Annotated in this window: 24 protein-coding genes and 1 pseudogene; 9 read left to right on the top strand and 16 right to left on the bottom strand. The window is 60.8% G+C overall.

Annotation, left to right across the window (positions count from 1 at the left end; translation table 11 throughout):
* Positions 1-266 precede the first annotated feature (266 nt).
* Positions 267-2,456: an anthranilate synthase gene (locus AC1DTN_RS04805; protein WP_442207002.1), complete on the top strand. Its 2,190-nt coding sequence runs from the start codon at positions 267-269 to the stop codon at positions 2,454-2,456.
* Between the two features lie 68 nt (positions 2,457-2,524).
* On the opposite strand, the gene AC1DTN_RS04810 is transcribed toward AC1DTN_RS04805, so the two are convergent.
* From AC1DTN_RS04810 to AC1DTN_RS04825, 4 genes are all read right to left on the bottom strand, one after another.
* Positions 2,525-2,689: a DUF1328 domain-containing protein gene (locus tag AC1DTN_RS04810; protein ID WP_007824505.1), complete on the bottom strand. Its 165-nt coding sequence runs from the start codon at positions 2,687-2,689 to the stop codon at positions 2,525-2,527.
* Between the two features lie 99 nt (positions 2,690-2,788).
* Complete coding sequence (locus tag AC1DTN_RS04815) at positions 2,789-3,313, bottom strand: hypothetical protein (protein WP_113322023.1); 525 nt, start codon at positions 3,311-3,313, stop codon at positions 2,789-2,791.
* 105 nt (positions 3,314-3,418) lie between these two features.
* Positions 3,419-4,099 carry a GNAT family N-acetyltransferase gene (locus AC1DTN_RS04820; RefSeq protein WP_113321988.1) on the bottom strand — a complete coding sequence of 227 codons (681 nt, stop codon included), beginning with the start codon at positions 4,097-4,099 and terminating at the stop codon, positions 3,419-3,421.
* Positions 4,100-4,183: 84 nt separating this feature from the next.
* Complete coding sequence (locus AC1DTN_RS04825) at positions 4,184-4,693, bottom strand: MarR family winged helix-turn-helix transcriptional regulator (protein ID WP_113321989.1); 510 nt, start codon at positions 4,691-4,693, stop codon at positions 4,184-4,186.
* A 246-nt stretch (positions 4,694-4,939) separates the two neighbouring features.
* Between AC1DTN_RS04825 and emfA the strand changes: the two genes are divergently transcribed.
* Both emfA and queF read left to right on the top strand, forming a co-directional pair.
* Positions 4,940-5,854 (top strand): CDF family cation efflux transporter EmfA, encoded by a 915-nt coding sequence (gene emfA, locus AC1DTN_RS04830; protein WP_113321990.1) that lies wholly within the window; start codon positions 4,940-4,942, stop codon positions 5,852-5,854.
* The gene (queF, locus tag AC1DTN_RS04835; RefSeq protein WP_007824496.1) at positions 5,854-6,318 is read left to right on the top strand and encodes a preQ(1) synthase; all 465 of its coding nucleotides are present in this window, start codon (positions 5,854-5,856) and stop codon (positions 6,316-6,318) included. Before emfA ends, queF begins: the two co-directional genes overlap by 1 nt.
* Before the next feature lie 194 nt (positions 6,319-6,512).
* On the opposite strand, the gene AC1DTN_RS04840 is transcribed toward queF, so the two are convergent.
* Both AC1DTN_RS04840 and AC1DTN_RS04845 read right to left on the bottom strand, forming a co-directional pair.
* Complete coding sequence (locus tag AC1DTN_RS04840; RefSeq protein WP_442207000.1) at positions 6,513-7,262, bottom strand: DUF2076 domain-containing protein; 750 nt, start codon at positions 7,260-7,262, stop codon at positions 6,513-6,515.
* A gap of 114 nt (positions 7,263-7,376) precedes the next feature.
* Positions 7,377-8,087 (bottom strand): hypothetical protein, encoded by a 711-nt coding sequence (locus AC1DTN_RS04845; RefSeq protein ID WP_113321992.1) that lies wholly within the window; start codon positions 8,085-8,087, stop codon positions 7,377-7,379.
* 157 nt (positions 8,088-8,244) lie between these two features.
* Between AC1DTN_RS04845 and AC1DTN_RS04850 the strand changes: the two genes are divergently transcribed.
* From AC1DTN_RS04850 to leuA, 3 genes are all read left to right on the top strand, one after another.
* On the top strand, positions 8,245-8,832 hold the full coding sequence (locus AC1DTN_RS04850; RefSeq protein ID WP_113321993.1) for an ATP-dependent Clp protease proteolytic subunit: 588 nt from the start codon (positions 8,245-8,247) through the stop codon (positions 8,830-8,832).
* A 161-nt stretch (positions 8,833-8,993) separates the two neighbouring features.
* Complete coding sequence (locus AC1DTN_RS04855) at positions 8,994-10,208, top strand: benzoate/H(+) symporter BenE family transporter (RefSeq protein ID WP_442206999.1); 1,215 nt, start codon at positions 8,994-8,996, stop codon at positions 10,206-10,208.
* Positions 10,209-10,535: 327 nt separating this feature from the next.
* Positions 10,536-12,269: a 2-isopropylmalate synthase gene (gene leuA, locus AC1DTN_RS04860; RefSeq protein ID WP_113321995.1), complete on the top strand. Its 1,734-nt coding sequence runs from the start codon at positions 10,536-10,538 to the stop codon at positions 12,267-12,269.
* Between the two features lie 9 nt (positions 12,270-12,278).
* On the opposite strand, the gene AC1DTN_RS04865 is transcribed toward leuA, so the two are convergent.
* On the bottom strand, positions 12,279-12,668 hold the full coding sequence (locus tag AC1DTN_RS04865; RefSeq protein ID WP_113321996.1) for a winged helix-turn-helix transcriptional regulator: 390 nt from the start codon (positions 12,666-12,668) through the stop codon (positions 12,279-12,281).
* A gap of 98 nt (positions 12,669-12,766) precedes the next feature.
* Between AC1DTN_RS04865 and AC1DTN_RS04870 the strand changes: the two genes are divergently transcribed.
* Positions 12,767-13,747: a quinone oxidoreductase family protein gene (locus AC1DTN_RS04870; RefSeq protein WP_113321997.1), complete on the top strand. Its 981-nt coding sequence runs from the start codon at positions 12,767-12,769 to the stop codon at positions 13,745-13,747.
* A 3-nt stretch (positions 13,748-13,750) separates the two neighbouring features.
* Here the strand turns inward: AC1DTN_RS04870 and AC1DTN_RS04875 are convergent, their stop codons facing one another.
* The 4 genes from AC1DTN_RS04875 to AC1DTN_RS04890 form a co-directional block, all read right to left on the bottom strand.
* Positions 13,751-14,587: an anti-sigma factor family protein gene (locus AC1DTN_RS04875; protein ID WP_113322024.1), complete on the bottom strand. Its 837-nt coding sequence runs from the start codon at positions 14,585-14,587 to the stop codon at positions 13,751-13,753.
* A gap of 5 nt (positions 14,588-14,592) precedes the next feature.
* Positions 14,593-15,105: an RNA polymerase sigma factor gene (locus AC1DTN_RS04880; RefSeq protein WP_442206998.1), complete on the bottom strand. Its 513-nt coding sequence runs from the start codon at positions 15,103-15,105 to the stop codon at positions 14,593-14,595.
* Positions 15,106-15,326: 221 nt separating this feature from the next.
* Positions 15,327-15,887, bottom strand: coding sequence for a tetratricopeptide repeat protein (locus AC1DTN_RS04885; protein WP_113321999.1), 561 nt, complete (start codon positions 15,885-15,887; stop codon positions 15,327-15,329).
* A 159-nt stretch (positions 15,888-16,046) separates the two neighbouring features.
* Positions 16,047-16,955, bottom strand: a complete 909-nt coding sequence (locus tag AC1DTN_RS04890; protein ID WP_477920044.1) for a metallophosphoesterase family protein — start codon at positions 16,953-16,955, stop codon at positions 16,047-16,049.
* Between the two features lie 68 nt (positions 16,956-17,023).
* Between AC1DTN_RS04890 and AC1DTN_RS04895 the strand changes: the two genes are divergently transcribed.
* A complete protein-coding gene (locus AC1DTN_RS04895) occupies positions 17,024-17,503 on the top strand; it encodes an NUDIX domain-containing protein (RefSeq protein ID WP_113322001.1) in 480 nt (159 codons plus the stop codon).
* Between the two features lie 3 nt (positions 17,504-17,506).
* Here the strand turns inward: AC1DTN_RS04895 and AC1DTN_RS04900 are convergent, their stop codons facing one another.
* The gene (locus AC1DTN_RS04900) at positions 17,507-18,496 is read right to left on the bottom strand and encodes a glutathione S-transferase family protein (protein WP_439016068.1); all 990 of its coding nucleotides are present in this window, start codon (positions 18,494-18,496) and stop codon (positions 17,507-17,509) included.
* 210 nt (positions 18,497-18,706) lie between these two features.
* Between AC1DTN_RS04900 and AC1DTN_RS04905 the strand changes: the two are divergent.
* Positions 18,707-19,278, top strand: a pseudogene (locus tag AC1DTN_RS04905) (GNAT family N-acetyltransferase).
* 102 nt (positions 19,279-19,380) lie between these two features.
* Here the strand turns inward: AC1DTN_RS04905 and AC1DTN_RS04910 are convergent.
* From AC1DTN_RS04910 to AC1DTN_RS04925, 4 genes are read right to left on the bottom strand one after another with little or no spacing between them, the layout of a single operon-like run.
* Positions 19,381-19,797, bottom strand: coding sequence for a GNAT family N-acetyltransferase (locus AC1DTN_RS04910; RefSeq protein ID WP_442206996.1), 417 nt, complete (start codon positions 19,795-19,797; stop codon positions 19,381-19,383).
* A 2-nt stretch (positions 19,798-19,799) separates the two neighbouring features.
* On the bottom strand, positions 19,800-21,872 hold the full coding sequence (locus AC1DTN_RS04915) for a hypothetical protein (RefSeq protein WP_442206995.1): 2,073 nt from the start codon (positions 21,870-21,872) through the stop codon (positions 19,800-19,802).
* Position 21,873: 1 nt separating this feature from the next.
* Complete coding sequence (locus AC1DTN_RS04920) at positions 21,874-24,693, bottom strand: DUF4159 domain-containing protein (protein WP_477920045.1); 2,820 nt, start codon at positions 24,691-24,693, stop codon at positions 21,874-21,876.
* A complete protein-coding gene (locus AC1DTN_RS04925) occupies positions 24,690-25,610 on the bottom strand; it encodes a DUF58 domain-containing protein (protein ID WP_442206993.1) in 921 nt (306 codons plus the stop codon). The genes AC1DTN_RS04920 and AC1DTN_RS04925 overlap by 4 nt, the downstream gene beginning before the upstream one ends.
* Positions 25,611-25,621: the final 11 nt, after the last annotated feature.

Consider the following 25,621-nt stretch of genomic DNA (forward strand, 5'->3'; position numbering starts at 1 on the left):
TGACAATTGCCTGTTCAAGGCTGGGGTAGGGGCGGCTTTCGGGCCGCCCTTTTTCGTGAGCCGATCGCCTCTTGCGCTTGGCTTCATCTCAGGCTAACAATTTCGCCCATGAAGAAGTCCTTGAACATTGCAGTTTGGTGGTGGGCTCGCTGAGGCGGCCTCGACCAATCGTGTCCAAAGACGACGAACGAGCCGCCCGAAACTTCGAGGCGGCTTTTTTGTTTCAAAGGCCGCCTTTCGTCCGGGCCCGATAACGGAGTGGAACTATGGTAACGATCCTGCGGGATGATGGTGCGGAAATCTACGAGACCAAGGGCGGCATCACCGTCACCCGGCAGAGGCGGGCCATCCCCTATGCCGATGCGGTGTCCTCCTATGTCGACAAGCTCGACGAGCGGCGCGGGGCGGTCTTCTCGTCGAACTACGAATATCCGGGCCGCTATACGCGTTGGGATACTGCCGTCGTCGATCCGCCGCTCGGTGTTTCCTCTTTCGGCCGCAATGTCTGGATCGAAGCCTATAACGAGCGCGGTGAGATCATCCTCGAGTTTATCGTCGAGCGGCTGAAGACTGTCAGCGAACTCGAACTCGGCGCATCGACCGCGCGCAGGCTAGACCTGACGGTGAAGATGCCGGACCGCGTCTTTACCGAAGAAGAGCGCTCGAAGATGCCGACGGTGTTTACGGTGCTTCGCGCCATCACCGATCTCTTCTATTCGCAGGCCGATGCCAGCATCGGCTTCTATGGCGCCTTCGGCTACGATCTCGCTTTCCAGTTCGATGCGATCAACTTGAAGCTGGGGCGTCCTTCCGACCAGCGAGACATGGTGCTCTACCTGCCGGACGAAATTCTCGTCGTCGACAACTACGCCGCCAAGGCGTGGGTCGATCGTTACGACTTCGCCAAGGACGGCAAGACGACGGAGGGCAAGGCGGGCGATATCGCTGCCGAGCCGTTTATCCGCACGGATGCCATTCCGCCGAAGAGCGATCACCGCCCGGGCGAATATGCCGAGCTCGTCGTCAAGGCGAAGGAGAGCTTCCGCAAGGGCGATCTTTTCGAAGTGGTGCCCGGCCAGAAGTTCATGGAGCGCTGCGAAAGCAAACCTTCGGACATTTCCAAGCGATTGAAGGCGATTAATCCGTCGCCCTATTCCTTCTTCATCAATCTCGGAAACCAGGAATATCTGGTCGGCGCCTCGCCGGAAATGTTTGTGCGTGTTTCCGGTCGCCGCATCGAGACCTGCCCGATCTCCGGCACGATCAAGCGTGGCGACGATCCGATTGCCGACAGCGAGCAGATCCTGAAGCTCCTGAATTCCAAGAAGGACGAATCCGAACTCACCATGTGCTCGGATGTCGATCGCAACGACAAGAGCCGCGTCTGCGAGCCGGGGTCGGTCAAGGTCATCGGCCGCCGGCAGATCGAAATGTATTCGCGTCTCATCCACACGGTCGACCATATCGAAGGTCGCCTGCGGGATGACATGGATGCCTTCGACGGCTTCCTCAGCCATGCATGGGCTGTCACCGTCACAGGCGCGCCGAAGCTCTGGGCCATGCGTTTTATCGAATCCCATGAGAAGAGCCCGCGCGCGTGGTATGGTGGGGCAATCGGCATGGTCGGCTTCAATGGCGACATGAATACCGGCCTGACGCTGCGCACCGTGCGCATCAAGGATGGCATTGCCGAAGTGCGCGCCGGCGCGACATTGCTGAACGACTCCATTCCCGAGGAAGAAGAAGCCGAAACCGAACTGAAGGCCTCTGCCATGCTTTCCGCAATCCGCGATGCCAAAACGGGCAATTCCGGCAAGACCCAGCGCGATGTCGCCTCCGTCGGCAAGGGCGTCAATATCCTGCTGATCGACCATGAAGACAGCTTCGTTCACACGCTGGCGAATTACTTCCGCCAGACGGGCGCCACGGTTTCGACCGTTCGTACGCCGGTGCCCGAGGAAGTTTTCGATCGGCTGAACCCGGATCTCGTCGTGCTGTCGCCTGGTCCCGGCAATCCTAAGGATTTCGACTGCAAGGCGACGATCAAGAAGGCGCGCGCGCGCAATCTGCCGATCTTCGGTGTTTGCCTCGGTCTGCAGGCGCTGGCGGAAGCCTACGGCGGCGAGCTTCGTCATCTGGCGCTGCCGATGCATGGCAAACCGTCACGCATCCGCGTACTGGAGCCGGGTATCGTGTTCTCCGGCCTTGCCAAGGAAGTGACGGTCGGTCGTTATCACTCGATCTTTGCCGACCCTTCGACGCTGCCGCGGGAGTTCATTATTACCGCGGAGAGCGAGGATGGCACCATCATGGGTATCGAGCATGCCAAGGAGCCGATCGCAGCGGTGCAGTTCCATCCGGAATCGATCATGACGCTCGGCGGCGATGCCGGCATGCGGATGATCGAGAATGTGGTGGCGCACCTTGCCCGCCGGGCCAAGACCAAGGCGGCCTGATGCCAAAGGTATAAGCAATAAAAAACCCGCCTGAATGGCGGGTTTTTTATGTGCGTTGGTTTGTTCGTCTATACGCGCCGCATGAGCCGGGCGACGATGGATACGACGAACAGCACCAGGAAGATGAAGAACAGGACCTGGGCGATCGAAGCGGATGCGCCGGCAATGCCGCCAAATCCAAGGACGCCTGCAATCAGGGCTACGACGAGAAATACCAGAGCATAGTACAGCATCGCGATCTCCTTTGTCGGTTGCTGGCAATATAACGGAAGCGTGAGCCGTTCGTTCCATTGTCGCTGCGACAATTGAATTGTGTGCTGATTTAAATCTGCTCAGCCGAATTGCAGATCGGTATTGAAGGAGCGGTCTCCATCGCGTGGCATGGGCGGTTCTGCTGCTGCCAGATAGGATCTCGCCGGGCCGGTCAGCACGAACCAGAGGCTGGCGCCGATCATGAAATAGGCGGCCGTCGGATCATCCGAGCGTGAGACGAAGGGAAGGCCGATGGCGGTGAAGAGGATGGCGAGCCGCACGGCCCATTCCGCCTCGCGTTTCATGAAAGCCCTGGTTCTCAGCTTCTTGTAGGCGGCGACGTTATAGCTGTCTGTCTTGCGACTGGACGTGAAGAGCATCCAGACCGAGGGGAGGGTCAGCATCACGAGACCGCCGTAACACAGAAGCAGGGCCGGTCCCGTGAGGAAGTGTCCGGCGGTAAAGAACAGAAAGCCTGTCACGGCAATGTTCCAGAGCGGCTCCAGCCGTTCCGGCGAAAGGCCGGTTCGGATATGCCAGGCCCGCAAGGAACTGGCCGCACCGTCGAGCAACGGTTGGTCGATGTAACGATTGATCCAATGCATGTCTGCGCGGTCCCCAATTGACTGCAGGGCCGTCAACACCATGCAATTGGGACGCTATCATGGCGCAAATGGGCAAAAGCGTGAGCCTGCGGCGTTTTGGTCAGCTTATGCGTTGCGCTTGACGACGCGCAGGTTCATTTCCGAGCGCAGCTTGAAGCCGAGTGCCTTGTAGAGCGTTATGGCTGAAGTGTTGGTGTAATAGGCATGAAGGAAGACGGTGTCCCCCCTGGCGGAAATTTCGCCGGCGACGAAGCGGAAGAGCAGGGTGCCGAGGCCTTGCCCCTGAAAATCAGGATGGGTGCAAAGTCCGCTGAGCTCGCCAAATCCGGGATGTCGCAGGCGCTGCCCGGCCATGGCGACAAGCCGGCCGTCGATCTTGACGCCCCAGAAGGTGCCAAGTTTTTGAGCACCAAGTGTGAAGGGCCCGGGTTTGGTCAGCATGGCGAGGGCCAGCATCTCATCCGCATCGTTGGGGGTCAGCGGCTGCAGCCGGCTGTCGGAAATACGCTCGTAAGGCCGCTCGGCGATCATCTGTACCAGCTTTCCCTCGGAGACGACCGTCAGTCCCTGCGGGATGGTGACGGGTCCGGCTTCGACAATCGCCATGACCTCATCAGCGGCGGGGAGGTTTTCGAGTGCTTCGAGGCTTTCGCGGCTATCATCGGCGGTCGCTGCGAAGGGGACGATCGAGGGCGGGTAGCGCATCGCGTATTCGCCGCCTTCGGCAAGCTCGGCATGCGCTGTTTGCAGCGCGTTCCAGATCGGTCGGTCGAGAATATGGCTCATGGTGTCTTCTCCTGTACGGCGCTACAGCATCGGCCCGAAAATCGGGACCGATTTTCGGAAAGCCTGATGTGTAGATTCAAAAAATTAGAGCGTCCTTTGTGCGTCCGAATGGACGCACGGCGATCTAACGCGGCGGATCAGCGGTGATTCGGCGAGCCCGTCCTCCATCGCGGCAAGCTGCTCGAGCAGCGGGCCGTCGAGATCCCGGCAGAGATCGGCAACGGCGGCTGCGATGAGCGGCCAGACCTGTTGCTTCGAATAGTCAACGAGTTCCTGTCCTTTTGGTGTCAGCGAAACGACTCTGCGCCGCTGATCTTCGGCAGATGGTTGCATACCAAGGAATCCCAGCCCCATGAGTTGGGAGGCGGTGCGCGTCGCGCCGGGCTGGGTGATGCCCACTGCCTGCGCCAATTCCCCGATGGTAAGCGGGCCGAGCCTGTCGATGGCGCCGAGGAAGGGATATTGCGCGGCCTGGATCGAGACGCCCAGTTCCTCGATCACCTGTTGCGTGTCGGCCTGCAGACGTTCGCCGATCCGGCGGAAGCGGCTGCCGAGGCAAAGGTAGCCCAGCGATTTCACGACATCTTCGACCAAGGCATGTTCTCTATTCTTGTTACATAACAAGTTATATAACTGCTTATGTATTTATCGTCAATTGCACAAGCGGGTTGGGGCCGTTCACATGGAGATGACGTCGCCTTTGTCCTGTCAAAACCTTTGACATTTTGGGCCTGATTGCCCATATCACCCGCATTGGCCGCCTGCGCGATTCCCGCGCGGGCGGTTTTGCGTTTCAATGGCTTAAATGCTGCAATTCATTCGCATCCGCAGGGGGATGATATGAACGAAGAAGGCAATCTCACGGTTCGGAAACTTGCGTTCTGGGGCATTCCCCTGTCGCTCGGCGTTCTAGGGCTCAAGATGGTCGCCTGGTGGGTGACGGGCTCCGTGGCGCTGCTCTCGGACGGGCTGGAATCCTTCGTCAATGTCGTGGCGGCCTTCATCGCCTTTTTCGTCATCCGCTACGCGCAGAAGCCCGCCGACCACGACCATCCCTTCGGCCACCATAAGGCGGAATATCTTTCCGCCGTCACCGAAGGGGTGATGATCGTCGTCGCCGCGCTGCTGATCGTGCAGGAGGCCGTGAACCATCTCGCAGATCCGCGCATGCTCGAGGCACCGGTGCTCGGTCTTTCGATCAACTTCGCGGCCGGTGTCATCAATGCCGTCTGGGCGCGGCTTTTGATCCGCACGGGGCGCAAGCATCGCTCTGCGGCACTGACGGCGGACGGGCAGCACATCATGTCGGATGTGGTCACTTCCGTCGGCGTTCTCGTCGGCCTGCTTCTGGCGCTTGCAACCGGCTATGCGATCTTCGATCCCATTCTCGCGATTCTCGTCGCGCTCAACATCCTCTATCAGGGCTGGAAGGTGATCTCGCAGTCGATCGGTGGGCTGATGGATCAGGCGGTCGAACCGCAGGAGGAAGAGGCGATCAAGCAGGCGATTGCCACCCATGCGGCAGGCTCGATCGGCGTGCATGACCTGAAGACGCGGCGCGCCGGGTCGGTGACCTTCGTCGATTTCCATCTCGTCGTGCCCGCCAAGATGACTGTGCGGGAAGCGCATGATATTTGCGATCGCCTTGAAGATGCCATTCGGGCCGCGCATTCGGGCTCGACAATTGCCATTCACGTGGAGCCGGAGGGCGAAAAGGCCCATGGCATCCGCGTCAAAGTGATCAAGGAGGCGTAATGCCCAATACAGACGTTTCCAGCCTTTCGATGCTGGGCCAGCAGACGGAAACCGCCAGGAGTCCCGAAGAGGCGGTTCTGGAAAAAGTGCCGTCCAATCATGCCGGAACCGACTATGTCGTGCGCTTCACCGCGCCGGAATTCACGTCGCTCTGCCCAATGACCGGACAGCCGGATTTCGCCCATATCGTCATCGATTACATTCCGAACGAATTCCTGGTGGAATCGAAGTCGCTGAAGCTCTTCCTGCATTCCTTCCGCAATCACGGCGCCTTTCACGAGGATTGCTCGATCTATATCGCCAAGCGGATCGTCGAGCTTCTCGATCCGAAATGGTTGCGCATCGGCGCGTACTGGTATCCGCGCGGCGGCATTCCAATCGACGTCTTCTGGCAGACAGGCAAGCCGCCGGAAGGTGTGTGGCTGCCGGATCAGGGCGTTGCGACCTATCGTGGGCGTGGGTGAGCCATGGTCGGGCGCAGCCCGAGCAATCGATGCACTGCTTTGTTCTTCGCAATTCCGGACGAAAAACCGCTTGGCACTTTTTCTGGAATTGCTCTGAATCGATTGTAACGGCGAACGCCCTAAGCTTAAGGCGAAGGGCCGGGAAACGGTGCGGCAATTGAAACCAACTGCCGCTCTTTCCTTACAGCTAAATCCTAGACATCTGTCGTGTCGTCGCCGGAGTCATCTGTAAAATCGTCGTTGTCGTCGTAATCGGCCTGCTGGATATTGTCGTTATTGTCGGCTTGGTTGTCGTCGGCCTTATTGTTGTCGCCGTAGTAATTGTTGATAACGGTTTCCTCGGTGGGCGCGCTCGCATTGCCGAAGGGATTGGCGCCGCCGAAAGGTGAACCCAAGCCGAGTGACGACATGTGGTTGCCGAAAATGCCACTGAGCGAATTGGCAAGCAGCATGCCGCCGGCAACGCCGGCTGCCGTGCCGAGGGCGCCGCGCAAGAAGCTGCCGCCGGCGGACGGTGCATAGGCCTGCTGGCTCCAGGGGCCTGACGGTTGCTGCGGCACCTGGCGGGTGTTGTCGTAGCCGCGTGGCTGCTCGTAACTGTCTCTCGGAGCGCCACCCCATGGGCCGGGAGCAGGCGCCGGTTGTTGCGTCTGCGTGTTGCCGAAGATGGAGCTCAGAAAGCCGCCTTGTTCGGCCCGGCGGTGATCGGTTTCGCCCGCTTCGAACTGCCGGACACGCTCTTCAAGCTCCTTGATGTGATTGGCGGCAGCTTCCAGGCCCTTTTCCTGCACGATGACGGCCTGCGCCAGATAGTAAGTGGCGGAGGGTTGCGCACGGGTCGCTTCTGATATCAGCGTTTCGGCTTCCGGATCGCGCGGCGTGGCGGCGGCGGTGCGCACGCGATCGAAGAGGGCGGTCAGCAATTGGCGTTCTTCCGGTGACATGTCCTGTCTCCTCTAAAGTTCTGCGGCTTTAACATTCGGCGGATGGGCCGCTAAGGCTGAGTTAGGAAGCGATTAGGGCATTTCAAAGCCTTGGCAACTTACATTTCAGTAAGCTCAGGCCTCCTTCAGCCAGATGCGCAGCGGCCCCAGAAGTTCGAAGCCCACGCGCAGCGCTTCGTCCAGCTCGTCGCCGCGTTCGTAACCGACAAGCGGTTCTCGCGGATAGAGCTCGGCCGCCTGCGCAATCAGCCCACGGCGGATGGTTTCACCGTGCCGGCCCTCGGCAAACAGGTTCGAATGGCCGACGACGCCGGCGTGGTGATTGAGGATGCCGCCCCCGACCGGTTGGCCGTGTTCGAAGCCGAGCAGAAAGGCGATTTCGGGATCGTGGAGTAGTGGTTCGGTAAAGATCTTCTGCGTTACCGGGCCGTTCGCCTTGCCCCATTCCGCCTCCCATCGCGCAAGGTCAGCAGCGCTTTCCACGCGCCGCCAGGTGATTGGGGACGTCGTTGAGACTGGCATGCGCATGCCGATCCATTCAGCTTCGAACAAGAGCTTGAAGCCGAGCGGCGCAAGATCGAGGGCCGCATAGCTGTCCTTTATCGCCCAGTCCCGTTTCTCGCTATTGATCAGCGTCGCGATCGTCTCCGTTTGTTCGCCGTCGGCCTCCGTCAGCGTTACGGCATCGGGATAGAAGGGCGGCGTGCCTCGACGATGAAACCAGAGTGTGGCCGTAAACTCACCGGGCGAGCTCAGCGCCTTGCAGACGGCATCGCACCAGAATGCATTGTTGCTGATGGCAGCACGCAGAAAGGAGGAGGTCATTTTGCGTTTCTCCCGGTCTTTTTAGAGGATGCGATGATATCGTCCGTTTGTCATAAGAATATCTTCACCGCTTCCTGCTTCCTCTTTTTCCCGCATTGTTTTACGCATTGAGTCGCACTATGTGCGAGGAAACGCATTAGACGTGAGAGAGGTTCGAATGAACGACGAAGAAGAACAGGACGACAAGACGAAGGAACTGCCGCTCGGCAAGGAAACGGAGGCGAACCTTTTCAAGTCGCGTTCGATCTTCATCTATGGGCCGATCACGCAGGAACTGGCGCAGAAGGTTAGCACCCAGCTCGTGGCGCTTTCAGCCGCCAATGACGAAGATATTCGTATCTATGTGAATTCGCCCGGCGGTCACGTCGAATCCGGCGATTCCATCCACGACATGATCAAGTTCATCAAGCCGAAGGTCTGGATGATCGGCACGGGTTGGGTTGCCTCGGCTGGTGCGCTTATCTATGCCGCGGCTCCGAAGGAACGTCGCATCTGCCTGCCGAACACCCGCTTCCTGCTGCACCAGCCGTCCGGCGGCACGCGCGGCATGGCTTCGGACATCGAGATCCAGGCACGCGAAATCATCAAGATGAACGAACGCCTCATCAAGATCTTCTCGAAGGCAACCGGCCAGTCGGAAGAAAAGATCGCCAAGGATATCGACCGCGATTACTGGCTCTCGGCTGAAGATGCCGTCGCCTATGGTCTCGTCTCTCGCGTCGTGACCTCGCAGAGCGAAATCTGATCTTTCGCCATCTAGCCTTTTGAATATACGCCCCGTCTGCCAGTCGCAGGCGGGGCGTTTCCATATCTACCGAGATAGCGCCGTGTAATATAGGGGATTGCCGCCCAAGCGAACATTTCCGCCGGCAATCCGGCTTGCGCGCCTCCCGCTTATGCGGCTCCATGCGCAATCTTCGCAGCCGGAGTCGCGCCATGCTCAAAGATTTTTCCGTCCAGAGCCTGTTCATGGGTCTTCTGACGGCTTTCGTCGGGTTTACCAGCTCCTTTGCGGTCGTGTTGCATGGATTGCAGGCGGTCGGCGCGACGGATGCGCAGGCAGCCTCAGGGCTGATGGCGTTGTCAATCTCGATGGGGCTTTGCGCCATCGTGCTCAGCGCCGTCACGCGTCTGCCGGTCAGCATCGCCTGGTCGACCCCGGGGGCAGCGCTGCTTGCCAGCATCGGCACGATCGACGGCGGCTTCAATGCGGCGGTCGGGGCTTTCATTCTTTGCGGTTTGCTCATCGTCATTGCCGGGCTGTTCAAGCCGCTCGGACGGGCGGTTGCCGCCATTCCGGCGCCGCTTGCCAATGCAATGCTGTCGGGCGTACTGCTCGGTCTCTGCTTTGCTCCCGTCAAGGCGATCGCCTTCAATCCGCTGCTCGGCCTGCCGATCATTCTGACCTGGATTGTGGTCGGCGCCTTCAAGCGGCTGTGGGCGGTGCCGGCAGCGCTGGTGGCCTTCGCGCTGGTGCTGGCGTTCGGCGTCGATATTCCCGAGGGGGCGTTTGCGTCACTCGAACAGTCGCTGGTGCCCGTTATCGACATCGTTCACCCGGTCTTCAATCTCGCCGGTTTCGTGTCGATTGCCCTGCCGCTCTTCATTGTGACGATGGCCTCGCAGAATATTCCCGGCATCGCGGTGCTGAAGGTCAATCACTATGATCCGATGCCGGGCCCGCTCTTTGCCGTGACCGGCGTCTTCTCGCTTCTGGCGGCGCCCTTCGGCGGGCATGCGGTCAACCTGGCGGCGATCACGGCAGCGATGTGCGCCGGGCAGGATGCGCATGCCGATCCTTCGCGGCGTTATTGGGCAGCGCTGATTTCGGGTGTCGGTTACGTCATTTTCGGCCTGCTTGCCGGGGCGGTGACCGCCTTTGTCGCGCTGGCGCCGCCGATTCTGATTGAGGCCGTTGCCGGTCTTGCACTGGTCGGCGCCTTCTCCGGTTCTGCCATGGCTGCCTTCCAGGCGCCGGAGTCACGTGAGGCGGCGGCTATCACCTTTCTTGTCACGGCTTCCGGCGTTTCCTTCGGTGGCATCTCCGGCGCCTTCTGGGGCCTGATTGCCGGCGGGCTGATGCTTGCGCTGTCCCGGATAGTGCAGGCGCGGAAAAAATAGGCGAGGGGTTGCCGGAATTTGCGGCGAAGGCTATAAGCGCGGTCATGAAGAGCACAAGCGCACGGATTTCCGACACGATTGCACGCAGCCGCACGGCCCTGCGTGACAATACGCGCGCCCTGACTTCGCTTCTTCTCCTCGGCCTTACGCGCGGTTGCCGGGTCCTTTGAGGAGCGCCCGGCGGCCGAAAGCCCGCCCGGCCATCGCTCCTCGCGACTCACTCTCAAAATTGACCAAACGACCGAGTAAAGGTCCGCATTTGCAGTCGCCAAGCCAGATATGATCGGCTAAGACGCGGGGCAAATGCCGGGACGAGGAGACAAGACAATGGATACGAACACCAGCCGATCCTCCGCAAGCGCTGCTTCCGCCAAGGGCATGCCCGACGCCGCCGTGAAGTACCGGCCTTATCCGCAGGTAAACATTCCCGACCGCACCTGGCCGACCAAGACCATCACCAAGGCGCCGATCTGGTGCTCCGTGGACCTGCGCGACGGCAATCAGGCGCTCGTCGATCCGATGGGCCATGATCGCAAGGCCCGCATGTTTCAGCTGCTGCTGGAAATGGGTTTCAAGGAAATCGAGATCGGTTTCCCCTCTGCCTCGCAGACAGATTTCGATTTTGCCCGCTGGTGCATTGAAGAGGGCAATGTGCCCGATGATGTCTCGCTGCAGGTGCTGGTGCAGTGCCGGCCTGAGCTGATCACGCGTACCTTCGAAGCGCTGGAAGGCGCCAACCGACCGATCGTGCATTTCTACAATTCGACCAGCGAATTGCAGCGCCGCGTTGTGTTCGCCAAGGATGTGCAGGGCATCAAGCAGATCGCCGTCGATGCCGCCAAGATGATCACAGACATGGCTGCCAAGGCCGGGGGCGGCTACCGTTTCGAATATTCGCCCGAGAGCTTTACCGGCACCGAGTTGGACGTGGCGCTGGAAATCTGCAACGCCGTCATCGACGTGGTGAAGCCGACGCCTGACAACAAGCTCATCATCAATCTGCCCTCGACCGTCGAAATGGCGACGCCGAACGTCTATGCCGACCAGATCGAATGGATGTGCCGCAATCTCGATAACAGAGAAAACCTGATCATCTCGCTGCATCCGCATAATGACCGCGGCACCGGCATTGCCGCCGCCGAGCTGGCGTTGCTGGCAGGCGCCGATCGCGTTGAAGGCACGCTCTTTGGCAATGGCGAGCGCACTGGCAATGTCGACGTCGTCACCATGGCACTCAACATGTTCACGCAGGGCGTCGATCCGGAAATCGACTGCTCGAACATCGAACGCATCAAGGAAGTGTTCGAATATTCGAACCAGATGGCGATTGCCGATCGTCACCCTTATGTCGGCGAACTGGTCTACACGGCCTTTTCCGGTTCGCATCAGGATGCGATCAACAAGGGCATGAAGGCGGCGCAGGTTGCCAACCATCCAGTCTGGGAAGTGCCTTACCTGCCGATCGACCCGCGTGACGTCGGCCGCTCCTACGAAGCGATCATCCGCATCAATTCGCAGTCGGGCAAAGGCGGCATCGCCTATATCCTGCAGCAGGATTACGGGCTCAACCTGCCGCGCAATCTGCAGGTCGAATTCCGCGAAGACATCCAGCGCATCACCGATGAAGAGGGCAAGGAGCTTCCTTCGAAGCGTATCCACGACCGCTTCATCGAGCGCTATGTGACCCAGCCGGGCGCCCGTCTCCGGTTCGTCGATCACCACACCTATCCCGATACAGAGCACAAGGGACAGCGGATCGTGGCGGCCGAGATTACCGACAATGGTGAGATCAAGCGTATCGAAGGCCGTGGCAACGGCCCGATTGATGGCTTCATCAATGCGCTGTCGCACTATCTCGGTATCGAGATGTCGGTCGAGGATTATTCGGAGCATTCGCTGCAGCACGGCTCGAATGCCGCCGCCATCTCCTATGTCGAGACGTCCTATCCGGGCGGCAAGCTCTTTGGTGCCGGCATCAACACCAATATCGTGGCGGCATCGCTCGAAGCGATCGTCTCGGCTGCCAACCGAGTGCTCGACGTGAAGGCCGGCAAGGCCTAACCATTCTGATCAGGCCGCGATCGCCTCGGAGTGGCGCGGCCTGACGATGCAATCGGCGAGCTCATCGAGCTCGCCCTGTGCTTGCGCGTGGTTTTGTCCCCATTGGCAGAGGGCGAGAAGGATCGGCTCCAACCCGAGGCCAAGTTCAGTCGCGGTATATTCTACGCGTGCGGGCACCTCTGCAAAGACTTCTCGGCGTACAAGGCCGTGCTCCTCCATCTCTCGCAATTGCTGGATCAGCACCTTCTGGGTAATCTCGGGCATCATGCGCTTGAGCTCTGAAAGCCGTTTCGGTCCTGAGAAGACATGATAGAGAATGACGGGTTTCCATCTCCCGGAAATGACCTTCAAGGCCCGTTCCACGGGGAGTTTCGGCAGTCTTTTCATGGGCTCGGCCATGGTCACCTCCTGGTGGGTATGGCACTGATATGTGTGTATTTTGAAGCGTAAATCGAGTGCTACAGGCTGCCTTACGCCATCAAAATCTGAGGTCTGCCATGAAAGCCGTTCAATTCACCCGCTTCGGTCCGCCTGAGGTTCTCGAAACTGTAGAGGTGCCGATCCCGAAGCCCAAAGGCGGCGAAGTGCTGGTGCGCGTCCATGCCGCCGGCGTCAATTTCTTCGAGGTTCTGATGCGGGCGGATCGCTATGCCGTGACGCCACCGCTGCCTGTCTTTCCCGGTGTGGAAGTGGCAGGCATCGTCGAAGAACTTGGGGCGGATGCAGATCCGTCGCTGCTTGGCGCGCGTGTCGCCGTGCCGCTCTTTGCAATCGCTCGTGGCTTCGGCGGTTATGCCGAATATGTGGCTATAGATGTTGGAGCGGCGGTGCGTTTGCCGGACGACCTTTCCTTTGCGGATGCGACGGCATTGATGGTGCAGGGCCTGACGGCTCTGCACATGGTGCGTCGTAGCCCGCCGAAGGGAAGGGTGGTGCTCGTCAACGCTGCTGGCGGTGGGGTCGGGTCTCTGTTGTTGCAGCTTGCTAGGCTCGAGGGGGCGAGCGTGGTCATTGCAGCAGCCGGCAGTGAGGCGAAGAGGCAGCTTGCACTCTCCCTCGGCGCCGATCTGGCGGTCGATTACACCGCCGAAGAGTGGACCGGCTCGGTCAGGACCGCGACCGGAGGGCAGGGTGCCGATGTCATTTACGAGACGGTCGGCGGCGATATCGCGAGGGCGTCTCTGGCTGCACTTGCTCCCGCCGGAGAAATGCTGTTTGCGGCCATGGGGCGGTTCTCGCTGGAGCTTTCAGAGATCGGCTCCATGCTGGATATGAACCAGTCGCTGAAGGGCTTTTCACTCTTGCCGCTGATTGCGGCTGACAAATGGAAGGGCGATCTCGCTGCTCTCTTCGATCTTGCCGCATCCGGAGGGCTGGAGATCGTGCAAGGCGGTCGGTTTTCGCTTGATGAAGTCGCTGAGGCGCATCGTGCGCTTGAGGAGCGTCGAGTCAGCGGAAAAGTCGTGCTGGTGCCATAACCGTCAAATGGCGGCGGCAATTTCCATGGCGAGCTGGCTGAGCGTGGCTTCGGCGGAGGGGCCTGCCAGCACATAGGACGTGCCGGCATTGTGCCAGGTTACCAGGCCGATCTCGTCGCGGATCGTTTCCTTGAAGTCTTCCGTTTCCGGTGGCTGCGCATCCTTGCGGAAGCAGATCGAGATGATATCGCCATCGGCATTGGAATAGACGAGTTGGCCGACAGGGCGGCTGTCACCAAGGATCACGCGCGCGCCCTGGAAGGTCCAGGATTCTGTGGAAAGATCCGGTACGCGGAACGGCACGCCAATCGCGGTCGTCAGCCAGGAGGAGATTTCCTCTGACTGTGAGGCCGGCACTTCAACGAGGTGACGCGGCTGGCGCACGAGAAGCCGCTGGAAGGCGGTGACGTCACCCAGCCAGTCATTGGTGTTGATCTGGGGGATTGCGGCCGGCGTGGTGTCATCCGTATCCGGCGCATTGCCGATAAAATAGCCGATGCCACCGCCGACGACAAAGAGAATAAGGGCTGCGGCAAGCGCCTGGCGGCCATTTGGCGCGAGCTTCAGCTGCGGGCGCGCGTTGCGCTGGGCGATCGGCGTCTTCGGTGGCTGCGTGCTCTTGATCGAGCGAACAAGCGCCAGCGGAACAGGTTCCTTCAGCATGTCGTCCAACTTGCGACGGCCGAAATCGACGCCGTGGCGGAGCTTGTCGTAGATTTTACGGGCGTTTTCATCCGTTGCCAGCCTGCTTTCCAGTTCCAACTTCTGTTCCGGTGTGGTTTCGCCGTCAAGGAGGGCGGCAAGCTGGGCTTCAAGCGGCTGTTTTTTGAAATCGAGCAAATCAGTCAGTACCTGTGGACGGGCGGATTGTGACCGGACAATGCGGCGAAATGGAGTCGTGCGGTCGCAAGCTGACCGGCAATGCCGCCAATCGCAATGCCCATGATTTCGGCTGCCTGCTGATAGGTATGACCTTCCACGTCGATCAGCACGAAGATGCTGGCCACGCCCTCGGGCATTTCCGCGAGCATGCGGTGCAGGGCGTCGGTATCGACGAACGCTGTATGGTCGCGAATGGCATCGCGGATATCGGTTACATTGCCCCGTGCGACCGGACGCGGCTTGCGCTTGCGGCTGTCGTCGGCCCATTGCTGGCGTGCAAGTGTATAGATCCAGCTTTCCAGCCGGCCTTCGCCATTCCACTGATGCCCTTTGGAAATTGCGCGCAGACAGACCGCCTGGACCAGCTCATCGGCCGCAGCCGTCTCTCCCGCGAGCGTGATGGCAAAGCGGCGGAGGCGGGGCAGGAGACCGACGAGATCACGCCGGATATCGGTGGTGGTGGCGGGTTGGCGCATGGTTTTTCCAAGAAGCATTCACATTGGCCGAAACTCATACCAGCTTCAAATATGGGCCAGCTTCGCATGCGGGCCTTGCCCGGCGGGTGCGAAGCCATCGTATTCATCCCGGCCATGCAGGCGGCTTTTATGGAACAAGTCGCCTGTATTTCGCAAGCGCGGGGTTCAATTCATCCATCCCATCCCAAGGGATTTCCGCACCATACCCCGCGGAGCTTGCCTCAATATGTCCTGTAGCCGTTCAGGCTCTGCAGCAGAGCGCGATAGGCCCAGGTATTTTCGCCGCCGCGATCGCGAATCTCGACGAGCTGGACGCGGGCGCCCTGAATGTCTCCCTGCTCGGCGAGCGCCATGCCCATATAGGAGCGGGCGAGGATGTAATTCTCATCCTGCTGCAGCGCCTTCTTATAGTAGGACATGCCGAGCTCCATGCGGCCGGCCTTGCGGTTGGCATAGCCGAGATAGTTCAAGATGCGCGGATCGTTCTGGTTTTTGGCGAGATTGAGCACCGTAATGGCGTTCTCATACTGGCCGGTATAGGCAAATTCGCGGGCGAACTTGTAGAGATCGTCATCGTTGAAGCTCTGCTTCTTCGGATCGACGCATTCCTTCTTCTTGGCATCCCAGACCTTGCCCTTGGTGCAGGTCTTGGTCGTTTGGGTCTTCTGCGGCGGCGAGGTGTCATCGTTCCCGCCGCCGACCGCGAAAGCCGACGTGGCGAGGCCGAAAGCAAAGACGGAAACAAGCGAAAGTCTGCACAGGCGATGAAGAGAAGCAGTCATCGGGCGTACTCCGTTTTGAAGCGCTGCGGTTGTTGAATTGTACGCCGACGTTTAAAAATACCAAGAGCCCCGGCGGCCTTTATTGCCAATGTTGCGACATTGGCGATCGCTCTTCACATGTTGATTCAACAACTGCCGAAATTGATTCCGCAATCGCCTCTAAAGCSCGAAAATATCTGCACTTTCCGGCATCATTCCGTCGCCCGTATCATTTATGCTGAARCGCTCGCCYTTCACYTCCCAAGCGCCSGGAGAACCGGAAATSGAGAAGAGATTRTAGGCGGCGCGCGGCTTGATGCCGCCCGGTCCTTGCGATGCCGAAGCGATGCCGACGACGGGTACGGGGCCTGTCTGTCCGCGCAGCCAGTGGAGTGTGTTGAGATGGGTATGGCCGTGCAGCACGAGCTCGGCTCCGCCGGTGGAGACGACGGCGGCAAAGCGGCGGATGCCGATCATGCGTTTATAGAAACGGGTCGCGCCGCGGATCGGCGGATGGTGGATCATGACGACACGGAACAGACCGGCCTCGCCGGCAGCACGCAGCATGTTGACCGTATCGCGCGCCTGGCGCGCGCCGAAGAAGCCGGAGGCCGCGAAGGGCGGAGTTGCAACGGCAGTCGAGCAGCCGACGATTGCGACTTTGTCGCGGATGCGAAGATAGGGAAAGATGTGCCGGTTTTCTTCCCATTCCGGTGGCGCAAGGTCGCCGCGCACATAGTCATACCAGGCGCGCATCGACTTCTCATAGGAGCCCGGCACATAGGCATCGTGGTTGCCAGGGACGACCGATGTCGCGGCGGGATCGCCGAGTTCGCGCAGCCAGGCTGCCGCGCTCCGAATCTCGATGCCGCTTGCGAGGTTGACGAGGTCGCCGGTCACCGCCAGATGGTCGGCCTTGTGTGAGCGGATATCGTCCAGAAGCAGATCGAGCGTGCTGCCGAAAAGATGCTTGCGCCGGTTGCGGTGCCAGTTCACAAAGCCCGTAATACGTTTTGAGAAAAGTTCGTGAATGGAAAGGCGGGGCAGGGGTCCGAGATGGACGTCGGAGATATGCGCGAGCTTGAACATGCAACGACACATAGACCAGCTTATTTACAATTCAAACACATCCCCGCGATGAGAGTATGAAAGAACCCATGGCAGACAAACAAACATGGCCCCTTCACATGAAAGTGTTGGTGCGATTGCTGCACGTGTATTTTTCCGTCGCGCGCGGCATGACGATGGGGGTGCGTGCAGCCTGTTTCGACGAGCAGGGGCGCCTCTTTCTCGTTCGTCACGGCTACACCGGCGGATGGCATATGCCAGGTGGCGGGCTGGAACGAAACGAGACGGCAGAAGAGGCGCTCATCAAGGAGTTGCGGGAGGAAGGCAACCTCAAGATCGTGGGCAAGCCACAGCTCTTTCACGTCTATTTCAACACCAATATCACCCGGCGCGACCATGTGGTCTTCTACCGAGCCATCGTGGAACAGACCGCGCCGCGCTTGCCGGATTGGGAAATTGCCGAGAGCGGCTTTTTCGAAATCGACAAGCTGCCGGCGGAGACGACTGAAGCGACGCATAGAAGGCTGGCTGAACTCCGCGGTGAGGCGGAGCCGGCGCATTACTGGTGAGGCTCAGGCAGCGGCTGCGAGCCTGTCCCGGCCGTGCGGCCGATCGAGATCGAGTGCCGGGCCGGCTGGCACGATGCCGGTCGGGTTGATGGTCTTGTGACTGCGGTAATAGTGCTCCTTGATGTGGCGCAGGTTCACCGTCTCAGCGACACCGGGAGTCTGATAAAGGTCACGCAGATAGCCCGACAGGTTTTGGTAGTCATCGATGCGGCGGATGTTGCACTTGAAGTGGCCGACATAAACAGGGTCGAAACGCACGAGCGTCGTGAAGAGCCGCCAGTCGGCTTCGGTCTGGCGATCGCCGAAAAGGTAGCGGCCCTTGCCGAGACGCTCATCGAGCTTATCCAGCGTTTCGAAGAGCTTGACGACATTCTCCTCGTAAGCCGCTTGCGTGGTGGCAAAGCCCGACTTGTAGACGCCGTTGTTGACGGTGTCATAGACGATGTCGTTCAGTGCATCGATATCGGCCCGCAGGTCTTCCGGGTAATAATCTGCCGTCGAGCCCGTCAGATGATTGAAGGCGCTGTTGAACATGCGGATGATTTCAGCCGATTCGTTGTTGACGATCGTGCTCGTCTTGATGTCCCAGAGAACCGGTACGGTGACGCGGCCGGAATAGTGCGGATCGGCCTTCACGTAGATTTCCCAAAGTGCCTCGGAGCCGAAAAGGTGATCGCCGGTGGCGCCATTGCCGACTTTGAACTCCCAACCATTTTCCACCATCAGCGGATCGACGACCGAAACGGAAATCAGGTCTTCGAGCTTCTTCAGCTTGCGGAAGATCAGCGTGCGATGCGCCCAGGGGCAGGCGAGGGAGACATAGAGGTGATAACGGCCCGCCTCGGCTTTAAAGCCGCCTTTGCCGCTGGGACCGGCCTCTCCGTCAGCTGTAATCCAGTTGCGGTACTGCGAGGGCTGACGCTTGAAATGGCCCTTCGTTTCCTTCGTATCGTACCAGACGTCATGCCAGACGCCGTCCACCAGCATGCCCATGTTTTGTACCTCTGAAATTGTTCGTTTCGCATAGATATCGCAGCACACCGCTTTTTGCAGGTCGGCAAAAATTGAACACTGCGTCTCGGTCGCTTAATTCTTGGCCGAATTTTTGCAATGGACGACGGAAATTTTTCCTGCTATCCGCCTTCCTCACAAATTTCTGGAATCCTGCTTGATGTCTATTCTCAGAGGCCTGCGACGACGCTGATGCTCCCGAACGCCCGACGGCGTGTTCGCGAACCCACATCTGCGTCTATACGGTCTCTGTTCCCATGCTCATGTACAAGCACGATCTCGTCTACCTCACTGAGGATGCGTCTCACGACGCGGCTATTGAACTCATCAACGAAGAAGCATTCGGCCCCGGCCGGCACACGCGCGCCGCTGCCCGTATTCGCGAGCAGGGACCGCATGACCTGTCGCTCTCCTTCATCTGCGCCGATGACGGCGAGACGATCGCTTCGGTGCGGATGACGCCGGTTCTGGCCGGAACGGTGAAAGGCCATCTCCTGGGACCGCTTGCCGTGCGGCCGTCGCACAAGAGCAAGGGCATTGGCCGCGAACTGGTGCGCATCGCGGTCGAGGCCGCCAAACGCAAGGGTTCGGAAGCCATCATCCTCGTCGGTGATCCGCCGTATTACGGCCCGCTCGGCTTCGAGAAGGTCGCATATGGCGCACTGACTTTTCCCGGTCCCGTCGATCCGGGCCGTGTGCTCGTGGTCCCGATCGCGGAAGATACGCATGCGCGGCTGAAAGGCACGATCGCCTGGCGGCGATAGAGCATTTCCGTTCTTCTTCGGATCACGGAAACACTCTATCTCTTTGTTCTTACGCAATTCCGGACGCAAAACAGCTGCGCACTTTTGCTGGAATTGCTCTCGTCAGAGCCTCTTCTTGAGGAAGGTCCGCGTCCTGCCCTCGGGAAAATCGGGCAGTTCGCCAAAGACTTCATAGCCCTGACGCTTGTATGCGCTGAGCGCATGCGGGTTGAACGTATCGATCCAGGCGCCACGGCAGCCCCGGGCGGCGGCTTCTTCTTCCGCCTTCGCGAGGATCTTGCCTGCCATGCCACTGCCGCGCAGCATGTCGGGAATGTAGAGCATCTGCACGAAGAGCCAGCCCCAGGCGGTGTAGCCCGACAGACCGCCGGAGACCTTGCCATCTGTATCACGGATCAGAACGGCAAGCGTCTGCCGTTCGGACGGACCGACATCCTCGGTATTGAAGGCCGAAAGGCCATCAGTGATGACGGCGAGCTCTTCCGGCGAAGGGGACGCGGTGAGTTCGAACTCCGGCATTGTTACCGCCCCTCACGCCACCACATGGCGCCAAAGGCTAGAAGCAGAATTCCGACACCTGCGAAGCCCGCAAAGAGTGGCAAGGTATTGATGCCCTTCAGCACGGTCTCATTGGTCATGCGGATCGCCATGCGATCATTGTCGGCCACACGCACCTGGCCGCGCACCGGCAGGATGGGCGGGACAGTGATGGCGCCGGCACTGTTGACGACGCGCGTGACGAGGCCGCGGCTCTTGTCGGTGATCGGCTTCAACGCAGCGGTCGTCGAAATCATCGCCTTGAATTCGGGCGCATCGACGGCGCCGACATGGGCGAGCGTGGTCAGATCGCCGTTGCGGATTTCGAAAAGCCCGATTTCGTCCATGCGCTTTTCGGCCTTGTAGAGGCCGGGCTCGGTCTGCGTCAGCGGCAGGTTCTCGGTCCTGCCCGAGGGGTAGCGGACGACCGCGTCTCCGGGGGCATCGCCAATCGTCTGGCGGGTGATTTCCAGTGTTCGGCCGGAGGTGCGCGCCGTCAGAGCCTCTTCCTCCAGTGCGGGTTCCTTCATCAACCAGTGGGCGATGCGGCGATAGAGCGAGACGTGCGGGCCGCCGCCCTCGAAGCCACGCGCCCAGAGCCAGCCCTGATCGGAAAGCAGCATGGCGACACGGCCCTGGCCGGCGCGGTTGAGCACCAGCAGCGGATGGTTGTCGGCACCGACCATGACGGTCTGGCCCTGCGGCCGCTCGACATCGACGCTTCGGAACCAGCGGCCCCAATGCGGCGGCTCATCGCCGGAGCCGTCAAGCCCGCGAGTGACGGGATGCTTGCGGCCCTGTTCGGAAAGACGGGGATAGAAGGCCTGCTCGATCATCCGGCCGGTTGGCTCTGCCGGCAGTACGGAAGCAAGCGGGGTCATGGCGATCGACTCCGGGCTTGCATGCTCAGGACCGGCGGCGATCAGCAATGCGCCGCCATTTTCCACATATTGCGCGATGTTGTCATAATAGAGCATCGGCAGCACATTGGCGCGATCCTGATAGCGGTCGAAGATGATCAGGTCGAAATCCTTGATCTTGTCGACGAAGAGCTCTCGGGTTGGGAATGCGATCAGCGACAGCTCGTTGATCGGCGTGCCGTCCTGCTTTTCCGGCGGGCGCAGGATGGTGAAATGCACGAGATCGACTGACGCGTCGGACTTCAGGAGATTGCGCCAGGCGCGCTCGCCGGCATGCGGTTCGCCCGAGACGAGAAGGACGCGCAGGTTCTGGCGGATGCCATCGATGATGTGCACGGCACGATTATTGGCATCCGTCACTTCGCCGGGAATACCGGCGACGGAGAATTCCAGCACGTTCGGGCCGCCGCGGGTCACCTTGAAGGAGAAGGGTGTATCCTGGCCGGGTGTTGCCTGCAGGGTGGCGATCTCATCGCCGTTGAGGCGCACTGTCACATTCGCAGCGCCGCCGGGACTCGGGCCGTCGTCGAAGACGCGCAGGACGAGCTGCTGCTCCTCGTTGACGATGCCGAAGCGGGGCGCCTTGATGACCTCGATGCGGCGGTCGAACTCGTTCGGCTTGCCGGTGATGAGGCCATGGATCGGCGCGTCGAAGCCGAGTGCTTGATTGACGCCGGGCACATCATGCACCTCGCCATCCGTCAGCATGATCGCGCCGCCAACGCGCGAGGGCGGTACATCGGCGATCGAAGCCGACAGGGCCTCGAAGAGGCGTGTGGAGGGCACGTCGGAATTGCGGTCCTCGTTCACGTCCACGAAGCGGGGCTCGATCTGCGGAAAGCGGGCGAGCTGGGTTTTCAAGGATGCCAGCGCATCATCCGTCATCTTCATGCGGTCGGCCGTCTGCTGGCTCTGGCTGCGGTCGACGATGACGGGGACGATGGTCGAAAGCTGGTCGCGGTCCTCCTGCAGCAGTACTGGATTGGCAAGTGCTGCCAGTAGCGCCATCGCCGCAAGCGTGCGGATCCATGCGCCGCGTATGCCGCGCCAGATCGCGAATACGGCGATCAGGAGGACGATGCCGGTCAGTACCGCCAAAAAGGGCCAGGGCAGGAAGGGTGAATAATCGAGCGTCATATCACTGCCCCAGCCGTTCGAGCAGGTCGGGCACGTGAACCTGGTCTGTCTTGTAGTTGCCGGTCAGCATGTACATCATGATGTTGWCGCCGGCGCGGAAGGCATATTCGCGCTGCGTCTCATCCGGCGGCACAGTGGGCAGCAGCGGGGTGTCATTGTCGTCAACGGCCCACGCGCCGGCAAAATCGTTTGCGGTGATCAGGATCGGCGAGACGCCGTCTGCGGCAGCGGCCGGCCTATTGGCGCTGTTCTGGTTCTGGCCGCCCTGCCGCGCCTCGATCCAGAGCGGGCTGCCGGCGTAGCGGCCGGGGAAGCTGGACAGAAGATAAAAGGACTTGGTCAGCACATGGTCGTGCGGAACGGGTTCCAGCGGCGGAATATCCAGATTGGCGAGGATCTGCTGCAGGCGCTGGCCGTTGGCGGTCGTGTCGCTGCCCCCTTCGAGGGAGTCGAACTGGTCGCGCGTGTCGAAAAGCACCGTTCCGCCATTGCGCATATAGGCGTCGATACGGCTGATGGCGGCGTTGGACGGCATCGGCGCGGTTGCCGAAATCGGCCAGTAGATGATCGGGTAGAAGGATAACTCGTCCTTATTCAGGTCAATGCCAACGGGTGGGGACGGCTCCAGCGTGGTGCGGTAGGTCAGGAATCTCGTGAGGCCATTGAGCCCCTCTTCAGAAATATTGTCCACATCCTGTTCGCCGGTCACGACATAGGCGAGATGGGTATTGTCGAGCCGCTGCATGATGATGTCGTCGCCCGGCTGGGTGTCATTGGCATGCGAGATGTCCGGCTGCAACATCAGGCCGGCCGCAAGTGCCACGGCGATCGTCGCCGCAGCCCGGGCGCGCGGCCGCAGGCGGGAGAAGGCGCCGTTCATGAAGAGCACGACCAGGCTATCGGCCAGAAGCAGCAGGAAGGCGATGAAGAAGAGCAAGGGCTTGGCCGACCAGCTTTCGCCACCGACAAGGCCGGCGCGCACGACATTGACGCCATCGATGTCGAGCGGTTTCAGCTCGGCATTGTCGGGCAGAACGTTCAGTGCCGTGAAGCCATCTTCGGAGCCATAGAGGCCGGGTGGATTGTCGAAATTGGCAATGGGTGCTGCCTTGGCATTCGGGATCAGTGGACGGGCATTGCCGGTTTCGGTGACCAGGATGCCCTTGGCGGTCAGCATGCGGAAGGGCGGCAGTGTTTCGGCAACGCGCGCACTGCCCGATGATTCCGAGGTTACTCCGCCGGAACGGGAGATCTGGATGAGGTGGCGCAGCATTTCGACGAAGGTGCCAGAAATCGGCAGGTTCGACCAGGTCGCTTCGGCACTCACATGGAAGAGCACGATCTGGCCGGCATTCATCTTGTTCATGGTCACGAGCGGCGTACCATCGGCAAGGCTTGCCCATGTGCGTTCGGCGAGATCGGGTGTCGGCTCTGCCAGCACCTGGCGGTTGACCGTCACGTCGGTCGGACGCGGTATGCCGGCAAACGGGCTGAATCCAGGGAATTCGGCGAGCGCTTGCGGCTCGCTCCAGGACAGGCTGCCGCCAAGCGCACGTTCCCCCTGGCGCAGGGTGACAGGGATCAGCGGATCTTCGGCAGGTGCCGCGGCAAGGCGCGGGCCGGCAAAGCGCAGCAGCATGCCACCGTTCGATATCCAGCGCTGCAGGGGCGCGTAGGTATCCTCCGGCAAGCGGCCGATATCGGCCATGATGATGATCGAAGGATTGTTGGCGAGCAGCTTCGGGATCGCGACCGAAAGATCGGCATCGGTCGGCCGCACGAGGTCCGCATAGGGTTCGAGCGCCCGCTGGATGTAGTAGAGCGGGGAGAGCAGCGGCTGGAATTCATCGCCGCTTTCGCCCGAGAGAAGCACGACCCTGCGGCGCTTGAAGGCATCGTCGAGCAGATGCACCGCGCCTGCGGTGGCGCCGGTATTGATGCTGACGCGGGCAAAATCGTTGCGCATCTCGAAGGGGGCGGAAATGCCGGCATTGACGGCCGTCTGGCCGGGGGCGAAGTCAGCCCTGCCGGTGGCGATCACGCGGCCCTGCGCGTCCTGTGCATTGAGCGGGACGGAGGCCGCGCCACTGGCACTGAGGCGGGTCAGTTTGACCGTCATCGCATCGGCCGTATTGGYGGCGCCCGAGATTGCTACCGTCTGGGCAGCATCGCCTTCGATCACGCGCAGTTCGGCGGGCCGAAGGTCGGAGAGTTGACGGACGACAGCATCGTTGTCGCTGCTTGCTGCACCGTCGGTGAGGAAGGCAAGCGTGCCGGGATGCGTGCCGTTCAGGGCGGCGCGCAGCGCTTCGAAAGCCCGCTGGCGATCCGGCACGAGCGGTTTCGGCACGGCGGCGCGGAGCTTTTCGCGGGCGGCAGCCGCAGTGCCGGGTGTCGCGTTATTGGTCGGGTCGGCGGTGAAGGCGATGGAGACGACAGCGCCGGCAGTCTCGGCATCGTCGATCAGCGCATCGGCCGTCTGGACGCGGCGCTCCCAATCGGGTGCCGAAGCCCAGCTATTGTCGACGAAAAGGACGAGCGGACCACCCGATGCGAGCGAGCTGGTGCGCGGATTGAAGACCGGATCGGCGATCGCGAAGATGATGGCGGCTGCCAGAAGCATGCGCAGCAGCGTCAGCCACCAAGGGCTTTTCGCCGGCGTTTCCTCGCGCTTCAGCACAGTCGCGAGGATTTTCAGCGGCGGAAAGACTTCCGCCTGCGGGCGCGGCGGGGTGAGCCGCAGCAGCCACCAGATGACGGGCAGGGCAATCAGCGCGCCGAGGATAGCGGGATAGGCGAAGGCGAAGGGAAGCGCGCTCAAAACTGTCCTCCATGCGTTGCCTTTGCCGGCATGCCGGAAAGATACATATGGACGGCAACCAGCGCTTCGGACGCCAGATGATCGGTGCGGTGGCTGACGAAGGTCCAGCCGAGATGGCGCAGCGATTGGCCGAGATCTTCGCGTCGCGCGAGATAGGCGTTGCGATAGGCTTCCCGCAGGCTCTCCGCCCGCCCGGAGGTCAGCCTGTCGCCTGTTTCCGGATCGGTGAATTCGGTGCGACCGTTATAGGGAAAGATTTCCTCGGCCGGATCGGCGATCTCGACCACATGGCCACGCAGGCCCCGGCGGGCAAGCGGACCGAGACGAGCCATGATGGAAGGCGCGTCATCGAGGAAATCGCCGATGAGGATGAGATCGCTCCAACCGCGCACCATCGCGGTTTCGGGCAGGCCGCCAGTCAGCGGCGTGTGCATCAGGGCGGCTGCCAGCCTTTCGGCTGCATTGCGGGCGGAGACAGGTTCCATCACGCCGGGGCAGCCGATGCGCTCGCCGGAGCGGGCGAGGATCTCGGCAAGCGCCAGCATGATGACCAGCGCCCGGCTTTCCTTGGAAACGCTGCCATAGGTCGACTTGTACATCATGGAGGGCGACATGTCGGCCCAGAGCCAGATTGTGTGGGCAGCCTCCCATTCGCGGTCACGCACATAGGTATGGTCGTCGCGGGCGGAGCGGCGCCAATCGATGCGCGACAGGCTTTCACCTTCGCTATAGGGGCGGAACTGCCAGAAATTCTCGCCGATACCGCGTTTACGGCGGCCATGCCAGCCGGCAATCACGGTGTTGGCGATGCGCTTGGCTTCGACCAGGCAATCCGGCACGAGGGCAGCCCGCTGCCTTGCGCGGGAAAGGGCATCGCTGCCGGGCGTCGGGTTGACGATCTGTCCGATGGATGCCACGCGCAGCGCTT

This window comes from Rhizobium sp. 01T444 (assembly GCF_056398305.1).